The organism is Pseudoxanthomonas sp. OG2 (assembly GCF_014192765.1).
Taxonomy (GTDB): Bacteria; Pseudomonadota; Gammaproteobacteria; order Xanthomonadales; family Xanthomonadaceae; genus Pseudoxanthomonas_A; species Pseudoxanthomonas_A beigongshangi.
Window position 1 is genome coordinate 2,303,044 of record NZ_JACHYM010000001.1, and the last position, 19,244, is coordinate 2,322,287.

The 19,244-nt window shown below is 63.8% G+C and carries 24 protein-coding genes; 17 read left to right on the forward strand and 7 right to left on the reverse strand.

Translation table 11 applies throughout. The annotated features are described in order from the left end of the window. The first annotated feature begins 214 nt into the window (after window positions 1–214). The 10 genes from FHW78_RS10580 to FHW78_RS19975 all read left to right on the forward strand — a co-directional run bounded on the left by FHW78_RS10580 (window position 215) and on the right by FHW78_RS19975 (window position 8,147). Window positions 215–607 carry a hypothetical protein gene (locus FHW78_RS10580; RefSeq protein WP_183639963.1) on the forward strand — a complete coding sequence of 131 codons (393 nt, stop codon included), beginning with the start codon at window positions 215–217 and terminating at the stop codon, window positions 605–607. A gap of 225 nt (window positions 608–832) precedes the next feature. Further along, window positions 833–1,600, forward strand: a complete 768-nt coding sequence (locus tag FHW78_RS10585; RefSeq protein WP_183639966.1) for a DUF4440 domain-containing protein — start codon at window positions 833–835, stop codon at window positions 1,598–1,600. Between the two features lie 168 nt (window positions 1,601–1,768). Further along, the gene (locus FHW78_RS10590; RefSeq protein ID WP_183639968.1) at window positions 1,769–2,527 is read left to right on the forward strand and encodes a DUF2225 domain-containing protein; all 759 of its coding nucleotides are present in this window, start codon (window positions 1,769–1,771) and stop codon (window positions 2,525–2,527) included. 156 nt (window positions 2,528–2,683) lie between these two features. Then, window positions 2,684–3,565 carry a subclass B3 metallo-beta-lactamase gene (gene bla / locus FHW78_RS10595; RefSeq protein WP_218533396.1) on the forward strand — a complete coding sequence of 294 codons (882 nt, stop codon included), beginning with the start codon at window positions 2,684–2,686 and terminating at the stop codon, window positions 3,563–3,565. Between the two features lie 80 nt (window positions 3,566–3,645). Beyond that, window positions 3,646–3,927 (forward strand): hypothetical protein, encoded by a 282-nt coding sequence (locus FHW78_RS10600; protein ID WP_183639970.1) that lies wholly within the window; start codon window positions 3,646–3,648, stop codon window positions 3,925–3,927. Further along, window positions 3,924–4,532 carry a hypothetical protein gene (locus tag FHW78_RS19965; RefSeq protein ID WP_255443189.1) on the forward strand — a complete coding sequence of 203 codons (609 nt, stop codon included), beginning with the start codon at window positions 3,924–3,926 and terminating at the stop codon, window positions 4,530–4,532. Before FHW78_RS10600 ends, FHW78_RS19965 begins: the two co-directional genes overlap by 4 nt. Window positions 4,533–5,237: 705 nt before the next feature. Beyond that, the gene (locus tag FHW78_RS19970) at window positions 5,238–5,444 is read left to right on the forward strand and encodes a hypothetical protein (protein ID WP_255443190.1); all 207 of its coding nucleotides are present in this window, start codon (window positions 5,238–5,240) and stop codon (window positions 5,442–5,444) included. Window positions 5,445–5,584: 140 nt separating this feature from the next. After that, entirely contained in the window at window positions 5,585–6,406 is an 822-nt protein-coding gene (locus FHW78_RS10615; protein WP_183639975.1) for a restriction endonuclease, read from the forward strand. Between the two features lie 84 nt (window positions 6,407–6,490). Continuing rightward, the gene (locus FHW78_RS10620; protein WP_183639977.1) at window positions 6,491–7,330 is read left to right on the forward strand and encodes a DUF4062 domain-containing protein; all 840 of its coding nucleotides are present in this window, start codon (window positions 6,491–6,493) and stop codon (window positions 7,328–7,330) included. Window positions 7,331–7,784: 454 nt separating this feature from the next. Continuing rightward, window positions 7,785–8,147 (forward strand): SymE family type I addiction module toxin, encoded by a 363-nt coding sequence (locus FHW78_RS19975; RefSeq protein ID WP_255443191.1) that lies wholly within the window; start codon window positions 7,785–7,787, stop codon window positions 8,145–8,147. A 107-nt stretch (window positions 8,148–8,254) separates the two neighbouring features. Here the strand turns inward: FHW78_RS19975 and FHW78_RS10630 are convergent, their stop codons facing one another. Then, a complete protein-coding gene (locus FHW78_RS10630) occupies window positions 8,255–9,205 on the reverse strand; it encodes an alpha/beta hydrolase (RefSeq protein ID WP_183639979.1) in 951 nt (316 codons plus the stop codon). Between the two features lie 128 nt (window positions 9,206–9,333). Between FHW78_RS10630 and FHW78_RS10635 the strand changes: the two genes are divergently transcribed. The 7 genes from FHW78_RS10635 to FHW78_RS10665 all read left to right on the forward strand — a co-directional run bounded on the left by FHW78_RS10635 (window position 9,334) and on the right by FHW78_RS10665 (window position 13,904). Continuing rightward, window positions 9,334–10,161 (forward strand): AraC family transcriptional regulator, encoded by an 828-nt coding sequence (locus FHW78_RS10635; RefSeq protein WP_183639981.1) that lies wholly within the window; start codon window positions 9,334–9,336, stop codon window positions 10,159–10,161. A 167-nt stretch (window positions 10,162–10,328) separates the two neighbouring features. Then, a complete protein-coding gene (locus FHW78_RS10640; protein WP_183639983.1) occupies window positions 10,329–11,153 on the forward strand; it encodes a hypothetical protein in 825 nt (274 codons plus the stop codon). A gap of 62 nt (window positions 11,154–11,215) precedes the next feature. After that, entirely contained in the window at window positions 11,216–11,848 is a 633-nt protein-coding gene (locus tag FHW78_RS10645) for a hypothetical protein (protein ID WP_183639985.1), read from the forward strand. A gap of 108 nt (window positions 11,849–11,956) precedes the next feature. Further along, window positions 11,957–12,175 (forward strand): hypothetical protein, encoded by a 219-nt coding sequence (locus FHW78_RS10650; protein WP_183639987.1) that lies wholly within the window; start codon window positions 11,957–11,959, stop codon window positions 12,173–12,175. A gap of 90 nt (window positions 12,176–12,265) precedes the next feature. Beyond that, a complete protein-coding gene (locus FHW78_RS10655) occupies window positions 12,266–12,745 on the forward strand; it encodes a VOC family protein (RefSeq protein WP_183639990.1) in 480 nt (159 codons plus the stop codon). A 70-nt stretch (window positions 12,746–12,815) separates the two neighbouring features. After that, entirely contained in the window at window positions 12,816–13,364 is a 549-nt protein-coding gene (locus tag FHW78_RS10660; protein WP_183639992.1) for a YdeI/OmpD-associated family protein, read from the forward strand. Window positions 13,365–13,616: 252 nt separating this feature from the next. Beyond that, window positions 13,617–13,904: a hypothetical protein gene (locus FHW78_RS10665; RefSeq protein ID WP_183639994.1), complete on the forward strand. Its 288-nt coding sequence runs from the start codon at window positions 13,617–13,619 to the stop codon at window positions 13,902–13,904. Window positions 13,905–14,423: 519 nt separating this feature from the next. Here the strand turns inward: FHW78_RS10665 and FHW78_RS10670 are convergent. From FHW78_RS10670 to FHW78_RS10695, 6 genes are all read right to left on the reverse strand, one after another. Beyond that, the gene (locus tag FHW78_RS10670) at window positions 14,424–14,972 is read right to left on the reverse strand and encodes a thioredoxin family protein (protein WP_183639996.1); all 549 of its coding nucleotides are present in this window, start codon (window positions 14,970–14,972) and stop codon (window positions 14,424–14,426) included. A gap of 2 nt (window positions 14,973–14,974) precedes the next feature. Beyond that, entirely contained in the window at window positions 14,975–15,679 is a 705-nt protein-coding gene (locus FHW78_RS10675; protein ID WP_183639998.1) for a cytochrome c biogenesis CcdA family protein, read from the reverse strand. Between the two features lie 131 nt (window positions 15,680–15,810). Then, on the reverse strand, window positions 15,811–16,227 hold the full coding sequence (locus FHW78_RS10680) for an organic hydroperoxide resistance protein (protein ID WP_183640000.1): 417 nt from the start codon (window positions 16,225–16,227) through the stop codon (window positions 15,811–15,813). Window positions 16,228–16,286: 59 nt separating this feature from the next. Further along, entirely contained in the window at window positions 16,287–16,799 is a 513-nt protein-coding gene (locus FHW78_RS10685) for a cytochrome P460 family protein (protein ID WP_183640002.1), read from the reverse strand. Continuing rightward, entirely contained in the window at window positions 16,796–17,851 is a 1,056-nt protein-coding gene (locus FHW78_RS10690; RefSeq protein WP_183640004.1) for an alpha/beta hydrolase, read from the reverse strand. Before FHW78_RS10690 ends, FHW78_RS10685 begins: the two co-directional genes overlap by 4 nt. A gap of 27 nt (window positions 17,852–17,878) precedes the next feature. Continuing rightward, the gene (locus FHW78_RS10695) at window positions 17,879–19,207 is read right to left on the reverse strand and encodes an epoxide hydrolase (protein WP_183640006.1); all 1,329 of its coding nucleotides are present in this window, start codon (window positions 19,205–19,207) and stop codon (window positions 17,879–17,881) included. Window positions 19,208–19,244: the final 37 nt, after the last annotated feature.

The window sequence follows — 19,244 nt, forward strand, 5'->3', positions numbered from 1 at the left end:
CGCCAAATGGCGCCTCCGCCAGGACTTCGCTATCGTGGTGGCGACTGCCGCGCGGCGGGAGGGACAGGGAACCAGCTACATGCTGGAGTACTACACCGGGACCGGCCGTTTCGCACCCAAGGCGTCGGAGCCGGTTGGACGTTCCGAGTGACCCCATTCCCGGCGTTCCGCCGGATCCATCGACTTCGAGGTTCGGATGATCAAGCCCGCATGCATGCTGACCCTGCTCCTGTTCACCGGAATGGCCTACGCCGGTGACGATTTCGACGCGCGTGTTGCCCGCGCCACCAAGGTGGAACGCTCATCGCCGGTTGGTCGCGAGTATCTGATGCAGGAGTTCATGCCGGAAACAGACGAGGCGTTCGAAAAGGCCCATGGCGATTGCTCCAGCCAGGGACAGAAAGGAACAACGGAGAAGTTCACCACGGTGTTCGACATCGATGCCACGGGCAACATCGTCAATGTCGCCGTCGCGGAAAAGGAACAGAGCAACTACACCCGGTGCTACGCGGAGCGCATCACGAAGATAAAAGCCCCGCCGCCGCCGGAGTCATTCGCCAAGAAGGGTTTCCCCGTCGTGATTCAGGGGACTTACCAGATTCGTTGAATCCCTCCATCGGCAGGACGTCTATTGCCACTGGCAGGAAGCAGCACCGGCAGCGTCACCACAAGCCCCAAGCCGAGCCCGCTATCCCCACCGGCAGTGCCGTTCCACCCGCATGCCTGGCTTCGCCGCCTTCGCCAGGCATTTGTCGGGAGCCGTGACTTACGGCGCTTGAGCCGGGAGCGGTAATCCTTCCCAATCGTGCCTGCTGAAGCGGAGGCATGGGACATGAAGCAGACCAGGTTTCTGATGGCCGCGTCACTCCTCGTGGCCATCGCGGCATCGCCCGCGGCGGAGAACGAAGACACACAGGTCCGCGCCGCCGACACGCAATTCTGGAAGGCCTACAACGCCTGCGACATGAAGGAGATGGGCCGCCTGCTCACGGCCGATGTCGAGTTCTACCACGACAAGACCGGCCTGACGGTTTCACGCGAGGCCTTGATTGAGTCGCTGCGAAAGGGTGTGTGTGGCAATCCACAGATGCGGGTGCGGCGCGAAGTCGTGGATGAAAGCCTGGTGTTCCATCCCCTCAAGGACGGCTATGCCATCCTCTCCGGCAAGCACCGGTTTTACGCGCAGGAAGCGGGAAAGCCCGAGTACCTGGACGGGCAGGCCGAATTCACCACCGTCTGGAAGTTCGCCGACGGCCAATGGCGCATGCATCGTGTACTGAGCTACGGCCACGGGCCGGTCCCCTACACGCCGCCATCCGTCACCTTCGCACTCGACCCCTCGACGCTCGCCACGTACGCGGGCCGCTACCGCTCGGCACGGATTGGCGACATCCTCGTTTCCGTCGATGGCGATCACCTCAAGCTCACCGCCGGCGACTTCGTGGCCATGCTTTACCCGGAGACGAAAAACCGCTTCTTCGCCCGAGAGCGCGATCTGCACTTTGAATTTGAAAGCGACGCGGCGGGCAGGGTGCGCACGCTGGCGGTGTTCGAGAACGGGGCGGTCAGTGAACGGGCCGAACGCGTCGAATCTGATTAGAGACGGTCATACCGGCTTGGCGGGAGCAGTTGCCCGAGCGATTCAACCTGCTGCCGGATACCCGGCCCCAAGCACTAGGCCGCCCCGTGCTAAGGTCTGCCCACGACGCGCGGAGCATTGGGGACGTTGCTCTGCGTGGCCCTAGGGAACAGGCCAAAAGGGGACGCCATGCACCACTGGATTCGCACCAAAGCGCTGCTGATCGCAGCCCTGCTCTGTATCGTGCCCATGTCCGCCCAGGCGATTACCTGGGCCAAGAGCGAGGTGCGCGATCCGGTCACGAACGAGCGCGTAAAGGTTCACCAACCCATGTCGTCCGGCAGCTACGTCTACAGCTGGCCGGAAAAGTCCGATCAGGTCTTCTGGCCTTTCACCGACAGCAACTGGCTCTGGTTCAACCCGGCGTCCGGCTACATCGCATTCGGAAACGACTTCGCGGAGCTGGATACGGCCAAGCGAGCAGTCTTGAAGGACTGGCTCAAGACCAACTTCGATCGGAATGCGCCGCCGCAGTCCCGGCAGGATCTCCTGAAGTGGGCGGAGAAGGTTTATGCCGCCCGTGGAATGGACGATGACTTCTGGTGCCATTTCTTCCGTTTGATGGCGTTTGAAACCCGGGAAGATAGCGAGACTAGCCTTGCGTATGTGAGGAAGGCGCTCCCCCTGCTCGAGAAGAGCCTGGCGGCGTCGGCTGACCCCGGTGAGACCCTGAAAAACCTGTACCTGCTCGGCGATTACAACCGAAGGATCGGCCGGAACGACGACGCAAAGCGCTACCTGGAGCGGCTCGATGCGCTTGAAGTTGACGGCGAGCTTTCCGGGTTCAAGCAATACCTGCAAGAAATCGCCAAGGAACAACAGGCGCTCCCGCCCGGAAAGTCGGCCGGGAGCAACGCCTCCGGCGACGCGGCAGAGGGACGCGACTGAAATCCGAAGTGCAGGAAAATCGCTCACGGGTGATATCAGCCTGTACCGACACTTCCATTAGAACAACTCATGCGTCGCACAAGTTTTGGTCATTTGTGCGCCGACGCCCGCCGGGGCAATGTCCCAGTCCTTCCCGACAGAGGACTGGCAGTGGGCATGAACGCAGGTCATGGGTTTCGTTCGGTAGTTCAGATTTTCGCGATGGTCATGGCCGGCGCCATGGCGCTGCCGGTCCTGGCGCACGATCCGCCGGAATGGTCGGAACCGGTCAAACCCTTCCATATCGCCGGCAATGTCTTCTACGTCGGCACCCAGGGCTTGGCCGCCTACCTCATCAAGTCCGATGAAGGCGCCATCCTGCTCGACGCCACCCTGGCCGAGAACGCCGGCCAGATCGAGCGCAACATCGAAAGCCTGGGCGTGCCCCTGCGCGAGGTCAAACTGCTGCTCAGCGACCACGCCCACGCCGACCACGTCGGCGCCATGGCGCAGCTCAAGCGCGACACCGGCGCGCGCTTTCTCGCCAGCGAAGGCGACCGCTGGGCGCTGGAGAACGGCCGGAACGAAGGCGACAACAACTACGGCATCATGCCCTTCGACCCCATCCCGGTGGACGAGGTCATCAGCGACGGCCAGCAGGTCCGCCTGGGCGATGTCACCCTGACCGCCCACCTCACCCCCGGCCACACCCGCGGCTGCACCAGCTGGAGCATGACCGTGGACGACCGCGGTACCCCGCGCCAGGTGCTGTTCCTGTGCAGCATCACTGTGGCCGGCAACACCCTGATCGGTAACCAGGCGTATCCCGGCATCGCCGACGACTACCGCGCCACCTTCGCCAAGCTCGCCGCCATGCGCGCGGACATCGTGCTGACCAGCCATCCCGAGATGGCGGATGTGCTGGAGCGGGCGGCCAAGCGCGATGCGGGGAATGCGGATGCGTTTGTTGACCCTGCCGTACTTCCCACGATGGTGAAGGACTTCAGGGCGGCGTTCGAGGAAGCGTTGAAGGAACAGGAAGCCGCGAAGCGGCACTAAGGAGGGCTGCCGTCGTGGAGCCGGATTCAAGCTGACCCATGAGATAGTGGGCGTCCGCCAGACAGGGAACGCTTCGGCTCATGCAGTACCGCATCGATTGGGTTGACCGGGAGACGCTTGCATATCGCATGGAGGGGCTCTCGGTGCTCGTGTGGGTCGACTATGAAGAGGGGCTTTTTTCTCGTGGCCGGGTGATACACCCGGATTCCATCCAGCACTGGCTGGATGCGGATTCCAAGGTGGTTCGTGCCGTCACGGAAGACGAGCGGGGATCCATCATCACGGCCATCCAGAAGCACTATGCGGAAGAAGGTCGGCCGTCCAGGTCGATGCCGCAGGCGAATGAAGACGGGCTCGCATGAGTATTCCCAGAGACGTACCTGGACGCATCATCAATAGCGACAAGCCCGGCCACAGGGTCAAGGTCAGCGATGATGCCGAGGACACCGGCGGATTCCTGATACTCGAATGGTGGGACGAACCTTCCGACTCAAGGCAGTCGGCCACCTTCGACTCATGGGTTGCGGATGAAAGTGCCTTGCAGGCGTTCTTTTCGGAGACCGGATGGCAAGTGGATTGGCAGGGCGCCCTAGGTCATGTTCGAGGTGATGCCGGTACTGTTGCCGTCAGTAGCGAGAAGTTCTATTCGCGTTCCTGGGAGCCGATTTCCGTCAACGAACTGGAAGCGCTCGTAGCAAATCAGCTCAACGAGTGTTCGCAAGCCCAACGGACGTGTTTCGGCACCTATCGAGTAATGCCCTATGCGGTGCCGTTCCAGCGTCGATATGGGCTGGAGCATGTGCTGGTCGTGGCCCATCTTCCCAATGGGCTTCTATATTTCGAGGATGTCGAAGAAGGTTTCGAGCTGGGGGAGTTGGATACCAATGGCGTGCTTCACGACAACGGCTGCAATCAGCTATCACTGCCCGAGGCATTGGCACGGTTGGGGCTTGGCGATTCGGACTAACCACTGAAACCAGAACCTATGTTCATTCTTGCAGAACAGCTTCACGCGGGCGGAGACCCGAATGAACCTTGGCGGCGCTACAGCGAGTATTTGACGCTCCACAAGGATAGATTTCCCGTCTCGGCTTACGACCTTGCGACAGGCTCATTGCTAGATGTCTCCGATCCTCGCTGCCCCCATGACGCTTGGTTGGAGTGGGCCAGGTTTGAGGAGCCGGCCGAGGGCAGCCGAAACGAGATTCGTCATCTGAGCTTGCGGATACGGCTTCTGGGCGCGAATCACGACAGATACATCGAGCTTTTCTATCCCAAGGTGCATGCCTACACCTTGGAGAATCCGAGATCGGAAGCCGGTCACTTCGATTGGCGATACAGCGAACTCCGGCTCACAGATGCCGGATCCATTCTCCATGAAATCGAATGGGCGGGCCCACCGGGAGCGCGGGCAAGATGGTTGATTGAGGCTTCGGACGTCAGCCTCCGCACCATCAGCCTCCCCAAGAAAAGACGTAACAGCACTTCGCTATAGCGGCCCATCAGAATGCGGCTATTCCATCGCCCCGTCATCTATATCCAGGTCTACCCAGACCACTTCCTGGCACGCACTGTAGGCGAGGAAAGGACCATCCGACGGGATTGCCACTCACTGGACAATCGGCGAGGCGAACTCGAAGATTTCACGCGTATCCGCGAGGTACTACGCGGAATGTTCAAGGAGTTGAAGCCCGGTTTCTCGCTCCGCAGGCCCGTCGCCCTGATGCACTTCATCCCCGAGCACTATGTTCCTACCCAGCGCGAACTTGAAACCCTGAAGCGAACCGCCGAGCGCGCGGGCGTTTCCTTCTGCTGGATGTCCAAGTGGGAAACGCCACATACGGACAGGGAACTGACCGACGTGTTTCGGATGCTCTAGGTTTCCACTGGTCCCAAACTCCGCCTCTCATCCCGACTCCGGTACGCCAACTGCCCCTGACCCGATAAACGGCTTGGCACACACTTCAAACGTGTCCTGATTCGCGCTATGGTCCGCCCCGGGGTAATGGGGAAGGCCACATGGGACGTGGTAAACGCAATCTCATCGACGTGCTGGCGGGCCTGCCTTGGCCGGTCGGTCTGGTGGTCGGTGCGCTGGGCTATCTCACGCTCGCTCACGGCGTACCGATGTGGTTCGCCCGTCAGAGCGGGTCGTTGGCGCAGGCGTTCGCCGGAGCGTCCCATCCGTTCTCGCTGCTCGGCTGGCTGTTCTTCGGCATGTGCGCCATCGGCGCGCTGGCCTCGTTCTTCAATGCCCGGCGCACTCGTCGGTTGCTGGATACCCGCACCGGGCTGGAAAGCATCGCCGCGCTGGGCTGGCGCGACTTCGAGCGACTGGTCGGCGAAGCCTTTCGCCGTCGCGGCTACAGCGTCGAGGAAACCGGCCTGGGCGGTGCCGACGGCGGCATCGATCTGATTCTGCGTCGCGATGGCCGACGCATCCTGGTGCAGTGCAAGCAATGGCGGCGCGAACGCGTGCCGGTCAATGTGGTGCGGGAGATGTATGGGCTGATGGCCCATCACCGGGCGGATGAGGTGCGGATTGCTGCGCTGGGCGGCTTCACGCCGGATGCGGAGCGGTTTGCCGAGGGGAAGCGGATTGAGCTGATCGACGGCTCAACTTTGTTAGCGATGATCGAGCAAGGACGAGCTGTGAGCTCGGGAGCGATTGACGCAAGGAATCGGATAGAACCAAGGCTAGTTGCAATGACAGAGAAACTGATAGACGTACCGTCCTGCCCACGATGTGGCGAAACAATGGTTCGCAGAGTTAGTCGGCGGGATGGAAATGGATTCTGGGGATGCTCCACCTTCCCTATATGCAAAGGAATTCGTAATTGAGCTCATTGAGTAAAGAATAGATAGACGAATGGCCGCTTTCGACCCAGATCGGTCGATTTTCAACTACCAAAGAAGGGAATTCTCATGTCATTTTCCGCCACGGTCTATCGCGTGCTTGTTGCCTCGCCCTCCGATGTTGCAGAGGACCGGGCGGCAGTGGCCTCGGCAATCCACGATTGGAACTCTCACAACTCGAAGGCTAGGGGCATTGTACTTCTCCCTGTAATGTGGGAGACCCACGCTGCGCCATCCCTCGACGCTCGTCCGCAAGCGGTAATTAATGAGCAAATTGTCCGCGAGTGCGACATGCTTGTCGGCATTTTCTGGACACGCCTGGGTTCACCAACTGGTGAGGCAGAATCCGGAACGATTGAAGAAATTAACTGGTTCGTCAAAGAGAAAAAGCCAGTGATGATCTACTTTTCCACGCGGAACTTCCCTAGTGATTGCGATATCGATCAGGTGAAGCGCCTTCGGGATTTTAAGAAACAGATCCAACAGAAGGGCCTAGTTTTTGACTACGAGACGCCCTCAAAGCTTGAAAATATGCTTTTCAAACAACTCACTACCGTCATAGATCGAATGAATGTTACTCCAACGGTTAATGTTGCAGAGCTCAAGCGCGCAACGAAGTCGGCTGCAATAGTTCCGACCGACAAGCAGGAGACCAAGCGCTCGAACGCCAACGATGACGTGAATGACGATGACGCGACCTTGTATGACTACTCTGATAAGGCGTTTGTAGTAGCCGGAAACACGCTCGCACACAAGGACAAGTTCAAGGATTGGGGCGGTCGCTGGATGAAGGCACGAGGAGGGCAGTGGGTCTGGATGTTTGCAAAAAAGTCCAATCTTGGGCGAGTGGCGAAGCTACTGAAAAAGAAGGATACACTCGTTCCGTATCCAGTCCCGCCAAAAGAATGATAGCGTCATAGACGCCGATGCGAGCTATGGCATTGGTGGCGTTTGAGCCGACCGCAGCGCTAGTGGGTCACTGTAGATGAACCCGCGATCTTCCAAAGGTCGACGCTTAGGCGTCAGTTCACAAGGTCCGCTTCTGGCCGATAGCCGTCATACGTAGAGCGCTCTAAAGCCATTTGACGCCACACCCTCTCCATAGCACCATTCCCCCCGCTGCCCTAAATCCGGCAGCCGGGTTTAGCAGCCCGAACAACCGAGGCGCACCAGCGCCCATCAACCGATGACCGGCGCTTTTTTCATGCTTGTCATCGGGGCATGGAAGCGTGCCTGTCATATGGCGGGCGGTGCGCGGAGACCGCAAGGTCTGCCGGTCCTCGGTCCGGTCTGCTAACCGCGTACCGTCCGTCACCCCGTTTAGCAGCGAGGCGGCGGATTCCAGACAACCGAGGAATCCCATATGACCCGTCGCAAGTCACCGGCGCGCACCGCCGCGCCCAAATCCCCCCGCAAACCCCGTCGCGTCCGATGCGTCTGGACCATCGCGGAAGATCCGCCCGCCACGGAAATCGCGCCACCCGAACCACTGCCGCCCGCAAAGCCTCCGCGCCCGCAACGCCGCCGCTTCCGCATCCCGCACCGCTGCACGATGGGCTTCCAGTACTACGATGAACGCCACGACGAGCACGTCGTCAGCCGCCCCGTGCCCAAGCTGCGCCTGTCCGGCCGCTGGCTGGAGCAATGCGGTTTCGCGGTTGGTGACGATTTGCAAGTGACGGTCGGGCGTGGCGTATTGCTGGTGAGTCGGCGCACGCGCGGTTGACGATTTACGCCATGCCGGCGCGGCATCGCTGACCGAACCTGATATCACCACCCACAAAAACAACAGGCCCGGACATCACTGTCCGGGCCCGTTGCCGTGCGGTTGGCTTACTTGCTCAGGAAGTCCAGCAGGTCCTGGTTGAGGCGATCCTTGTGGGTGTCCGCCAGGCCGTGCGGGGCGCCCTTGTAGACGATGAGCTGTGCGCCCTTGACCAGCGCGGCCGAGGCCTTGCCCGAGCTGTCGATGGGGACGATCTGGTCGTCATCGCCGTGGACCACCAGGGTGGGCACGTCGAACTTCTTCAGGTCGGCGCGGAAGTCGGTGGCGGAGAACGCGGCGATGGAGTCGTACGTGTTCTTGTGGCCGGCCTGCAGGCCCTGGGCGACGAACGACTGGATCAGCGCGGCATTCGGCTTCTGGCCCGGACGGTTGAAGTTGAAGAAGGGGCCGGAGGCGATGTCGGTGTACAGCTGTGCGCGGTTGTCCAGCGAACCCTTGCGCAGGCCGTCGAACACTTCGATCGGCAGGCCGCCCGGGTTGTCGGCGGTCTTGAGCATCAGCGGCGGCACGGCGCTGACCAGCACGGCCTTCTTGACCCGCGCGGTGCCGTGGCGGCCGATGTAGCGGGCCACTTCGCCGCCGCCGGTGGAGAAGCCGACCAGGGTGACATCCTTCAGGTCCAGCGCTTCGATGACCGCGGCCAGGTCGTCGGCGTAGTGGTCCATGTCGTTGCCGTCCCACGGCTGGCTGGAGCGGCCGTGGCCGCGGCGGTCGTGGGCAACCACGCGGTAGCCCTTGGCGGCCAGGAACAGCATCTGCGATTCCCAGCTGTCCGAGTTGAGCGGCCAGCCATGGCTGAAGGTGACGACCGGGCCGTCCTTCGGGCCCCAGTCCTTGTAGTACAGCTGCACGCCGTCGCGGGTGGTGACGTAGCTGCCGCTGACGGTGGCGCCCAGGGCGGTGGGCGTCTGCGGGGATTGGGCGGCCTGGGCGGTGGCGCCGGCCTGGGCGGCAAAGGCGATCAGGGCGACGGCGACGGAGCGGGTGAGTGCGTTCATGGGTGGAATCCTTGGCTGAAGGGGTGGGTGGTCGGCGGTGAGGCCGTGCCGGCTGGCGAGGTGTACTTTGCGCGCCAAGGCGATACGATTGGCTACGTATCGTCCTTTAAACTTGACCGAGCGTCCTGATGTCCGACCGACTCGCCGCCCTGCTGGAGCGTTTTTCCGTCACCGCCCAGGTGTTCCAGGCCGGGGCCCTGTGCGGCGTCAACCTGCTGGAGGCCGAGGCCGGCCTGGGCCAGCTGCACCTGATCCGGCACGGCGCGGTGGAGGTTTTCCACGGCAATGCCTCGCACTGCGTGGAGGTGCCCAGCCTGCTGCTGTACCCGCGGCCGCTGTCGCACCGCTTCGTCACCGATCCGGTGCGCGGCGCGGACATGACCTGCGCCAACGTGCGTTTCGACGGTGGCGCGAGCAATCCGATCGCGGCGTCGCTGCCGGAATTCATCTGCCTGCCGCTCGACGCGATTGATGGCGCCTCGCCGGTGCTGGATCTGCTGTTCGACGAGGCGTTCGCGCAGCGGTGCGGACGCCATGCCTTGATCAACCGCCTGTTCGAGGCGCTGATGGTCCTCATCCTGCGCCAGCTGATGGAACGCGGCGAAGTGCGCGGCGGCATGCTGGCCGGCATGTCCCACCCGCGCCTGCGCCACGCGCTGGTGGCCATGCACGAATCACCGGCCCGGGAATGGACGCTGGATGATCTGGCCGCCACCGCCGGCATGTCGCGCAGCGTCTTCGCCGGCGCCTTCCGCGAAACGCTGGGCATCACGCCCGGCCAGTACCTGCAAGGCTGGCGGGTCAGCCTGGCCCAACAGGCCCTGCGCCAGGACCGCCCCCTGAAAGTCGTCGCCGCCGACGTCGGCTACGGCAGCGAAGCCGCGCTGTCACGCGCGTTCAAGGCGCACGTGGGGCTGGCGCCGCGGGATTGGAAGCGTGCGCAGGCTTTGGGGTGATGGAAGCGCGTCGGGAGTGCTCAGGCTTCGTCCTGTCTGGCCGTTGGCTGGCGTGATGCGGCTTCGCGGTTGGTGATGGCCGCAGGGGACTTCGGACGTGGCATGCTGCGGTCGGCAAGACGCATCGGATCGATCAGGCAGAACAGGGACTCAAGGAATCACCAGGGATGGCCAAGTTTCCGGCTCGTATCCATGTCCTGCTGGCGCGTGATGCGCCGGTGGGTGTCGTCATCCGGCGTGGTCCGGCGAAGTCCGTGGCTGTCCTGCTGTGGGACCGGCGCAAAGACCACTTCAGGCTGGGCCAATGGCTCAGAGGTCGCATCTACGAACGACGCTGCGATCTTTCACCGGATGGCGAGCATCTGATCTATTTCGCGATGAACGGCAAATGGAGCGGCGAGGCCAAGGGCTCCTGGACTGCCATCTCGCGCGCGCCGTATCTGAAAGCCTTGGCGATGTTTCCCAAGGGCGATTGCTGGAACGGTGGTGGACTGTGGACCAGTAACGGCCTCTATTGGCTCAATGACGGCTACGGGCACGAGGTGATGCATGACGTCCGATACATACGCCGCGATCTCAGTTGGCGCCCGTCCATCGACTATGGTGGCGAATGCCCTGGCGTTTACTACCACCGGCTGATGCGGGATGGATGGACGCTTGCGGGGCGGGAGCGCGCCGATCATCGGAATGAATGGTTCACCTTTGAAAAGCCCTGCCCCCGTGGCTGGACCCTGAAGAAGATGTCGCATCTGCAGCTCTACGCAGGCCCCGGCAAGGGCTGCTATTGGGATGAGCATGTACTGGTTCATCCTTCCAGTGGGGCCATTGCTTGCCCGGATTGGGAATGGGCCGACCTGGACGGAGACCGTCTGGTCTGGGCAACCGGTGGCCGGCTTGAAACCGGGCGTCTGACGAACAAAGGGCTGATGGAAAGACGCACGTTGCGTGACTTCAACGAAATGGAGTTTGAAGCTATCGCGGCGCCGTATTGAGAAGCGGGAAGATGGTATGCGCCATCTTTCAGGAAGAATGTCGGGTCAGGGAGGGTAGATAGATGATGGAAGAAATCCTCAAGGCGATAGGGACATCGGCGGTTGTGCCGATAGCGTCGATTGCGGTCGCGGGCTATGCGATCACGATGCTGACAGGACTTCACAGGACCAAGAGCCAGCAGCGAACCGAGTTTCTCGGCCTATGGAAGGGCGTGGAACAGATGGACGATATGGCGCTAGAAGTTGCCACTCGACATTTGTGCGGGACCTATTTGCCGGCGGGTGTCATCCGCCGGATATGCGCGTCGGACCATTGCGCGGACGGTATCTTTCAGGTCGCGCAGCTTTGGCCCCTGTATCAGTACGACCCGGTTGGCAGAACGGTTGTCTGGGCCAAGTCCCGGTATGCAACCGCGAAGGGGCTGGCGGTTACTTCGTTCCTGCATACCCTTGGGTACTTTCTACTGGCTTTATCAGCGGTCGGATTTCTGGTGGCCGCCGTCAGTGGTGGTCCGAAGAGCCTGTTCGCCTGGATCTGTGGTGTGAATTCGGTGCTGTTCGTCTTCCTGGCATTTATCTTTTTGTCCAAGGCGGAGACGTTTACGCTTGCCAAAAAGGAAGGGGCGCGTTGGCTGGGAAGACTGACCGGTGGCAATGGCAGTGAACATTCCTCGGCGGCAGCGCCAAACAAGTAGACACGGGAATCACACCGGCAGCGGGCAAAACGCAAGAATCTTTAGGCAGAGAACATGTTCATCCACCGGACAAAGCGAAAGAGAAGCCCGCGCAGATGGGTATGGCGCATGGCGAGAATCGTGGTTGCGTCAATGGGCGTCTATGGTCTGTACATGATCGTTACAGGGCTGTCCGACGGCGAATTGCCGCTGTACGGCAGGTACACCAAAGGAGCAATGGTTGGATGGGCCGAAGAACCCATCGGATTCTGCCTCGCGCTTGTACTGCTGGCTGGCGGCAGCGCCCTCATGTTGTGGCTTGCGATTGCTGACTGGGGCGAGTCCTGATCTTTCGGCTGCTCTGAACGACTGAAATTCACTTGAACCAAATGTCGCCGCAGTACGCTCCCCTCCCAAACCCGACTCACGAGGCCCGCCATGATCCCGCGCATCCAGCCCTGCCTGTGCTTCGACGGCAATGCCGAGGAAGCGGCCCAGTTCTACGCGGACACCTTCGCCGATAGCCGCATCGACAAGGTCAACCGCGCGCCCGGCGACTATCCCGACGGCAAGCAGGGCGGCGTGCTGACCATCGAGATGACGATTCTCGGCAAGCCCTTCCTACTGTTGAACGGCGGGGCCTCGTTTACCTTCAGCGATGCGATGAGCTTCCAGGTGTCGACGGAGGATCAGGCGGAAACCGATCGCTACTGGAATGCCATCACCGAGGGCGGCGGCCAGGAGATCATGTGCGGCTGGTGCAAGGACCGTTTCGGCCTGTGCTGGCAGATCACCCCCCGGCGCCTGATCGAGCTGGTCAGTGGTGGCGGCGAACAGGCCGAGCGCGCGTTCAAGGCGATGATGGAGATGAAGAAGATCGACATCGCGGCGCTGGAGAAGGCGGTCGCGGGTTCGTAGTCCGGCCCGTTGGCCGGACGGGCGCCGCTTCTCCCACCCTCCGGCATCGCCGGTGCTATCTTTCGCCCCCATGAGCACAGCCACCAACACCGTCAAATTCAAGGCGAAGCTGTCCCGGCCGGCGGAGCCGAAAGGCGCGGCCTGGACTTTCCTGGTCCTGCCGGCCGAGGCCAGTGCGAAGCTGCCCACGCGCAGCCAGGTGACCGTGGACGGCAAGCTCGACGGGCATGCCTTCCAGGCCACGCTGGAGCCGGATGGGCAGGGCAGCCACTGGCTCAAGGTGGAAAAGAAACTGCGCGAGGCCGCCGGCGTGTCGGTGGGCGATACCGTGGCGCTGGAAATGGCGCCGGTGGCGGTCGAACCCGAACCCAAGGTGCCGCCCGACATCCGCAAGGCGCTGGCCGAGCATCCGGCCGCCAAGGCGCAGTGGGCCACCCTCACTCCGGTCGCGCGCCGCGACTGGATCCAATGGATGACCTCCGGCAAGAAAGCCGAAACCCGGGTGAAGCGCATTGCTACCGCGTGCGATCAGCTGGAATCGGGCAAGCGCCGGGCCTGCTGCTTTGATCGGTCGGGGATTTACAGCAATGCGTTCTGTGCGCCGGAGGCGGCGGAGTAGGGTTGGCGTGAAGGCTCGCCACAAACCCCGATGCACACGGAGCAATGCAAAAAAAGAGGTAGGAGCGGCCTCCGGCCGCGATCTTTTTGCGCGATCGCCACGACCCTCACCGTCGCAATCATCGGAACCGGACATCGCGCGGGAGAGCTCGCGGCCGGAGGCCGCTCCTACCTGGGGTGGATATTCGCCCGTGAGGGCCTCGAGGGCATCAGCGCATTCCAGACATGCGGCAAGGCTGCATAGGAGAGCACCTTGGCAAGCTGGTCAGTGATTGCTTACAGGGACTTCTGGGACGTGCCATGCATGGTAGTTGCGAGGCGTGGCGAGGAAACTTTTTTATTTTACTCCCGCTTCGATGAAGAACTGGATGACTTCATCGGCCACTACGAGGTCTGGCGGATGCCATCGTTGGCAGAGGAAGACCTTCAGTGCTCATGGGAAGGGCTGGAATTGCGGGCGCTGGAACGGATGCCGGATATCGGTCTACGGGAGCTGCCATTCCCGTTTGTTCAACGGGGTTCCGGTAGAGGGGATGGCTGATGGTTCGCAGAGATACCAAGGAGAGCGCATGAGCTGGATATGGGGCGCCCTCATCGGGGTTTGGTTGATACTTAACTTCGTTGCCTCCGCCAGGGTTGTTGGCGACGCCGACATGCCGCGTTCGCGCCGTGTGGCCCAGCTTGCGCTGGTGTGGCTGGTACCCGTATTGGGGGCGGTCGTCTGTCTTGCCTTCAGGGCCACGGTTACGCTCGGCGACAAGCCATTCATGGATCGGACCGCGTTCGCGAACAATGCGGATGCGACTGGCGGGGAGGCGCCTGGAGCTTCCGGGAGCGGCTTTGACGGATGTGCCGGGGGCGGTGGTGATGGGGGATGTTCGGACTAGTCTGGTGTGCGCGTCGGTGTTGTTTGTGGATGTGGCTTTCCGATGTGTCAGCGTTTGGATGTTTGGCTTTTGATGGCGATCCGGGCTGCCGTGGTTTCCGGTCGCGACTTACGTTGCTCCTACAAGGGATGGAAGGGGGCGGTACCCGGGTGGCCGGGTACCGGTGAGGCGGGTTATTTGCGGGTGGCCAGGAGGCTGCGGATTTTGGCTTCGGTGGTGTCGTAGTCGCCTTCGCCGAAGTGCTGGTAGACGACGCGGCCGTTGGCGTCGATGAGGTACAGCGCGGGCCAGTACTGGTTGCCGTAGGCGTTCCAGGTTTCGTAGTTGTTGTCCTGCGCCACCGGGTAGGTGATGCCGAAGCGTTTCACCGCCGCCTGCAGGTTGGACAGTTTCTTTTCGTAGCCGTATTCGGGCGTGTGCACGCCGACCACCACCAGGCCCTGGTCGCGGTACTTGGCATGCCAGTCCTTGATGTGCGGCATCACCCGCACGCAGTTGATGCACGAGTAGGTCCAGAACTCGACCAGCACGACCTTGCCGCGCAGGGCGGCCAGGGTCTGCGGCGGGCCGTTGAGCCAGTGGTCGATGCCGCGGAATTCCGGTGCGACCGGCGCGGGCGAACTGGCGGTGGGGGACACCGGATCGGCCTGCACGCTGGGAGAGCAGGAAGCGGCGAACAGGCAGGCGGCGAGCAGGGTGGAGAGGGAAGCGATCTTGTTCATGGTCAGAGTCCTTGCGAGACGGGGGGAAGCCACTGGGTGGCCCAGGCCGAGACGAACACGTCGTACTGGGTCAGTTGCAGCACGGCGACACCGACGGCCAGCGCGCCGAAACCCTGGCGCAACCGACCGGCATGGCGTTTGAGGAACGGCAACCGGTCGTTGATCCAGTGGCCGCCGTAAGCGATGAGCAGCATCGGCACGCCGGCGCCGGCCGCGTACAGGCCGAGCAGCGCGCTGGCCTTGCCCGGTGCCTGCGAGGTCGCCGCGAGCGACAGCACCGAGGCGAGTACCGGTCCGGCGCAGGGCGTCCACGCCAGGCCGAGTGACGCACCCACCAGCAGCGCGCCGGGACGGCCGCCGATGCGCGGACCCTGCCAGCCCGCCGGCACGAGTTGCTGGCGCCATTGCTGGAACAGCATCACCAGCCGATCGAACGGCGCGGGCCAGAAGCAGGCCAGGCCGGCCAGCAGCAACACGCTGATGGAGACGGTGCGGATGACGCCTTGCAGTTCGCCGGAAGAGGCGGACAGCGCGCCGAGCAGGATGCCGCCGGCGGCGAAGGTGCCGACGAAGCCGGCGATCACCCACAGCGGGCCGGCGCGATCGCCGCCGGTGCTGGTGGCCAGCACGATCGGCAGCACCGGCAGGATGCAGGGAGACAGGATGGTGGCCATGCCGGCGGCGATGGCCAGTGCGTATTCGATCATGGGAAGAGACTCGCGTGCGGGATGGAGGCCATTGCAACGCGCGCATGTCGCGGGGGTGTGTGCGGCGCCCGGCGGTTTTGTATCCGGACGTGTCCGGGACCGGGCGCCGCGTGTTTCGTTACCGAACGGGATCAGACGATCCGGATCTGCACGTCGATATTGCCGCGCGTGGCCTTGGAGTACGGGCAGGTGCGGTGCGCTTCATCGACCACCGCCTGCGCCTGCGCGGGATCCACGCCAGGCAGCGAGATATTGAGACGTGCCTGCAACTGGTAGCCGTCGCCGACCTTGCCCAGATCCACCTCGGCGTCGATGGCCAGATCCGCCGGCAGGGCGATGCGCTGGGCGCGCGCGGCGATCTTCATCGCGCCTTCGAAGCAGGCCGACCAGCCGGCGGCGAACAGCTGTTCGGGATTGGTGCCGGGTCGGCCGCTGCCGGGCGGTGACAGTGCGGTGTCGAGCTGGCCGTCGTCGCTGCGGGCGTGGCCTTCGCGGCCGCCGGTGACGCGGGTCTTGCCGGTGTAGAGCACGGTGTCGAGTGTGTTCATGGGAATCTCCTGTGATGGGTGGGTGTTGTGGGTTGGAGCGGGAGAGGAACGCCGTGGACTCACGACGCGTAGCGGGTGAACACGTAATCGCGATCGCTCACGCGGGCGGCGTGGCAGGCATGGCAGGTGCGATGCTGGGCTTCATCGACCGGACGCCCGTCGATGAAGCGCCCATAGCCCCACCCGCCGGTGGACGCGTAGCGCTTGGAATCCTTGACCATCACCTGCACGGTGGTGGCGGCGCCGGGAATGGAGGCCGGTTCGAAATCCGGCGATTGCTCATGCTTCCAGGCGCGCTTGACCAGCACGCTGCCGTCGGGGAAGGGGCGGATGTTGTCGCGGTAGGCGCGCATGGCGATCGGGTTGCCGACGATCACGCGCAGTTCGTCCAGCGGCGCGGCTTCCTGCGCGGGCGCCACCAGCGGCCAGTCGCGGTAGCCGTCCGGCAGTTGCACGCCATAGATCGGGGCGGCGGGCGAGTGGCTGCCGTCGCGTGCTTCCACGATGCCGATCAGGCCGAGCGTCAGCGCGACAGCGCCGAACACGCCGGCGGCAATCAACAAGCGTCTCATCGCGCACCTCCCTTCGCGTGGGCCAGGTGGGTGGCGTCGATGACCGCCTGCACGAAGGCCTCCGGCGCTTCCTGCGGCGGGTTGTGGCCGATGCCGCCTTCGAAGGTGCGGTGCTCGTACTTGCCGGTGAATTTGCCGGCGTAGGCCTGCGGCTGCGGGTGCGGCGCGCCGTTGGCGTCGCCTTCGATGGTGATGGTCGGCACGGTGATCGCCGGGGCCTGCGCCAGCTGCTGCTCCAGTGCCGCGTACTTCGGTTCGCCCTCGGCCAGGCCCAGCCGCCAGCGGTAGTTGTGCACGACGATGGCGACGTGATCCGGATTGTCCAGCGCGGCGGCGCTGCGCGCGAAGGTGGCGTCGTCGAACTTCCAGCGCGGCGAGGCCAGCTGCCAGATCTGGCGGGCGAAGTCGTGCGTGTACTGGGTGTAGCCGGCGCGGCCGCGATCGGTGGCGAAGTAGTACTGGTACCACCATTGCAGCTCGGCCTGCGGCGGCAGCGGCTTGCGGCCGGCCTCCTGGCTGCTGATCAGATAGCCGCTGACCGCGACCAGCGCGTTGACCCGCTCCGGCCACAGCGCGGCGACGATGTCGGCCGAGCGCGCGCCCCAGTCGTAGCCGGCCAGGGTGGCGCGCGGAATCTTCAGCGCGTCCATCAGCGCGATGACGTCGGAGGCCAGCGCCGCCGGCTCGCCGTTGCGGGGCGTGTCGGCGGAACGGAAGCGGGTGCTGCCGTAGCCGCGCAGGTGCGGAACGATCACCCGGTAGCCGCGTGCGGCGAGTTGGGGCGCGACCTCGGCATAGCTGTTGATGTCGTAGGGCCAGCCGTGCAGCAGGATCACCACCTCGCCCTTGGCCGGCCCCAGATCGGCGTAGCCGATGCTGAGATCACCGGCGTCGATCTGCTTGTCGGCGATCAGCGCGGGCGTGGCGGTGCTGGCCGGTGCTTGGACCGGCGCGGCGGCGGCGGTGCCGGACGCGAGCAACGCGGCCAGCAGCCAGGACACCAGGGGCAGGCGGCGGAGGGAGGAAGTCGGAGCGATGGAAACGGTGTTCATGGCGATGCCTCGATGCGAAGGGAGGGGTCAGAGGGTCTTGCGCAGCGGCCGGAACGCGGCGCGCAGTTCGGCGCTGAACAGCTGCGGCTGTTCCCAGGCGGCGAAGTGCCCGCCCTTGTCGAGCGAGTTGAAGTAGTAGAGCGAGGGATAGGCGCGCTCGGTCCAGCTGCGCGGCGCGCGGTAGATCTCGCCGGGGAACACCGAGACCGCCACCGGCACGGTGATGCGATCGGTCTTCTGCGCGGTGGCGCTGAAGTTGTTGTTGTTGTTTTCCCAGTAGAAGCGCCCGGCCGAGGTCGCGGTGCCGGTCAGCCAGTACAGGCTGATGTCGTCGAGGATGGCGTCGCGGCCGAGCACGCGTTCGGGCTGGCCGTCGCTGTCGGTCCACTGCGCGATCTTGTCGTACATCCACGCGGCCAGGCCAACCGGCGAATCGTTCAGCGCATAGCCGATCGTCTGCGGCCGGGTGACCATCATCGCGCCGTAGGCGGCGTTGCGGCCGAAGAACGCGCTCAAGGCCTGGAACGCCTCGCGCTCGTCGGCGGCCAGTCCGGCCGGCGGCGCGGCGCCGGCGTTGATCGCCGCCATCAGATCGCCGGGCACGGTGGCCGGCATGGTCAGGTGGATGCCGCGCAGGCCCGGCGGCGGCTGCCGGCCCATCGCGTCGGAGATCACCGAACCGTGATCGCCGCCCTGCGAAACATAGTGGTGGTAGCCGAGGCGGCGCATCAGCTCGTCCCACGCGCGGCCGACCCGCTCCGGCCCCCAGCCGGTGGTGTCCGGACGCGAGGAGAAGCCGTAGCCGGGAATCGACGGGATGACCACGTCGAAGGCGTCTTCGGCGCGTCCGCCGTGCGCGGTGGGGTTGGTGAGCGGATCGATGGCGCCGAGGAATTCGAGGAAGGAGCCCGGCCAGCCGTGGGTCAGGATCACCGGCAGCGCATCGGCATGGCGCGAGCGCACATGGATGAAGTGGATATCCACGCCGTCGATGCGGGTGATGAACTGCGGCAGGCGGTTGATGCGCGTTTCCAGCCGCCGCCAGTCGTAGTCGCCGCCCCAGTAATCGACCAGCGTGCGCAGCGTCGCCAGCGGCAGGCCCTGCGAGGTGTCAGCGACGGTTTCGCGATCCGGCCAGCGGGTGGCGCGCACGCGCCGGCGCAGATCGGCCAGGTCCTGTTCGGACACCTGCGCCCGGAATGGGCGGATGCGGTCATCGCCCAGCGACGTGGCGGCGCGCACGGCGGCCGAGGGCAGCAGGCCAAGCAGTCCCGCGCCGGCCGCGGCGGCGGCGGCCGAGCCGAGCAGGCGGCGGCGTTCGAGATCGACGGGGAAGCGGGCATCGGACAGCGACATGGGAATCTCCTGAGGGGAAGGGCGTGCGGATATGGGG

What these genes read in the sequence shown, in the direction of transcription:
- FHW78_RS19965 (WP_255443189.1), top strand. Translation starts at nt 3,924, where the DNA reads ATGAGTATTCCCAGAGACGTACCTGGACGCATCATCAATAGCGACAAG.
- FHW78_RS10650 (WP_183639987.1), top strand. Translation starts at nt 11,957, where the DNA reads ATGGCGAGAATCGTGGTTGCGTCAATGGGCGTCTATGGTCTGTACATG.
- FHW78_RS10640 (WP_183639983.1), top strand. Translation starts at nt 10,329, where the DNA reads ATGGCCAAGTTTCCGGCTCGTATCCATGTCCTGCTGGCGCGTGATGCG.
- FHW78_RS10670 (WP_183639996.1), bottom strand. Translation starts at nt 14,972, where the DNA reads ATGAACAAGATCGCTTCCCTCTCCACCCTGCTCGCCGCCTGCCTGTTC.
- FHW78_RS10580 (WP_183639963.1), top strand. Translation starts at nt 215, where the DNA reads ATGCTGACCCTGCTCCTGTTCACCGGAATGGCCTACGCCGGTGACGAT.
- FHW78_RS10615 (WP_183639975.1), top strand. Translation starts at nt 5,585, where the DNA reads ATGGGACGTGGTAAACGCAATCTCATCGACGTGCTGGCGGGCCTGCCT.
- FHW78_RS10690 (WP_183640004.1), bottom strand. Translation starts at nt 17,851, where the DNA reads ATGAACACCGTTTCCATCGCTCCGACTTCCTCCCTCCGCCGCCTGCCC.
- FHW78_RS10620 (WP_183639977.1), top strand. Translation starts at nt 6,491, where the DNA reads ATGTCATTTTCCGCCACGGTCTATCGCGTGCTTGTTGCCTCGCCCTCC.
- FHW78_RS19975 (WP_255443191.1), top strand. Translation starts at nt 7,785, where the DNA reads ATGACCCGTCGCAAGTCACCGGCGCGCACCGCCGCGCCCAAATCCCCC.
- bla (WP_218533396.1), top strand. Translation starts at nt 2,684, where the DNA reads ATGAACGCAGGTCATGGGTTTCGTTCGGTAGTTCAGATTTTCGCGATG.
- FHW78_RS10660 (WP_183639992.1), top strand. Translation starts at nt 12,816, where the DNA reads ATGAGCACAGCCACCAACACCGTCAAATTCAAGGCGAAGCTGTCCCGG.
- FHW78_RS10645 (WP_183639985.1), top strand. Translation starts at nt 11,216, where the DNA reads ATGATGGAAGAAATCCTCAAGGCGATAGGGACATCGGCGGTTGTGCCG.
- FHW78_RS10680 (WP_183640000.1), bottom strand. Translation starts at nt 16,227, where the DNA reads ATGAACACACTCGACACCGTGCTCTACACCGGCAAGACCCGCGTCACC.
- FHW78_RS10630 (WP_183639979.1), bottom strand. Translation starts at nt 9,205, where the DNA reads ATGAACGCACTCACCCGCTCCGTCGCCGTCGCCCTGATCGCCTTTGCC.
- FHW78_RS10590 (WP_183639968.1), top strand. Translation starts at nt 1,769, where the DNA reads ATGCACCACTGGATTCGCACCAAAGCGCTGCTGATCGCAGCCCTGCTC.
- FHW78_RS10695 (WP_183640006.1), bottom strand. Translation starts at nt 19,207, where the DNA reads ATGTCGCTGTCCGATGCCCGCTTCCCCGTCGATCTCGAACGCCGCCGC.
- FHW78_RS10685 (WP_183640002.1), bottom strand. Translation starts at nt 16,799, where the DNA reads ATGAGACGCTTGTTGATTGCCGCCGGCGTGTTCGGCGCTGTCGCGCTG.
- FHW78_RS19970 (WP_255443190.1), top strand. Translation starts at nt 5,238, where the DNA reads ATGTTCAAGGAGTTGAAGCCCGGTTTCTCGCTCCGCAGGCCCGTCGCC.
- FHW78_RS10600 (WP_183639970.1), top strand. Translation starts at nt 3,646, where the DNA reads ATGCAGTACCGCATCGATTGGGTTGACCGGGAGACGCTTGCATATCGC.
- FHW78_RS10585 (WP_183639966.1), top strand. Translation starts at nt 833, where the DNA reads ATGAAGCAGACCAGGTTTCTGATGGCCGCGTCACTCCTCGTGGCCATC.
- FHW78_RS10655 (WP_183639990.1), top strand. Translation starts at nt 12,266, where the DNA reads ATGATCCCGCGCATCCAGCCCTGCCTGTGCTTCGACGGCAATGCCGAG.
- FHW78_RS10635 (WP_183639981.1), top strand. Translation starts at nt 9,334, where the DNA reads ATGTCCGACCGACTCGCCGCCCTGCTGGAGCGTTTTTCCGTCACCGCC.
- FHW78_RS10675 (WP_183639998.1), bottom strand. Translation starts at nt 15,679, where the DNA reads ATGATCGAATACGCACTGGCCATCGCCGCCGGCATGGCCACCATCCTG.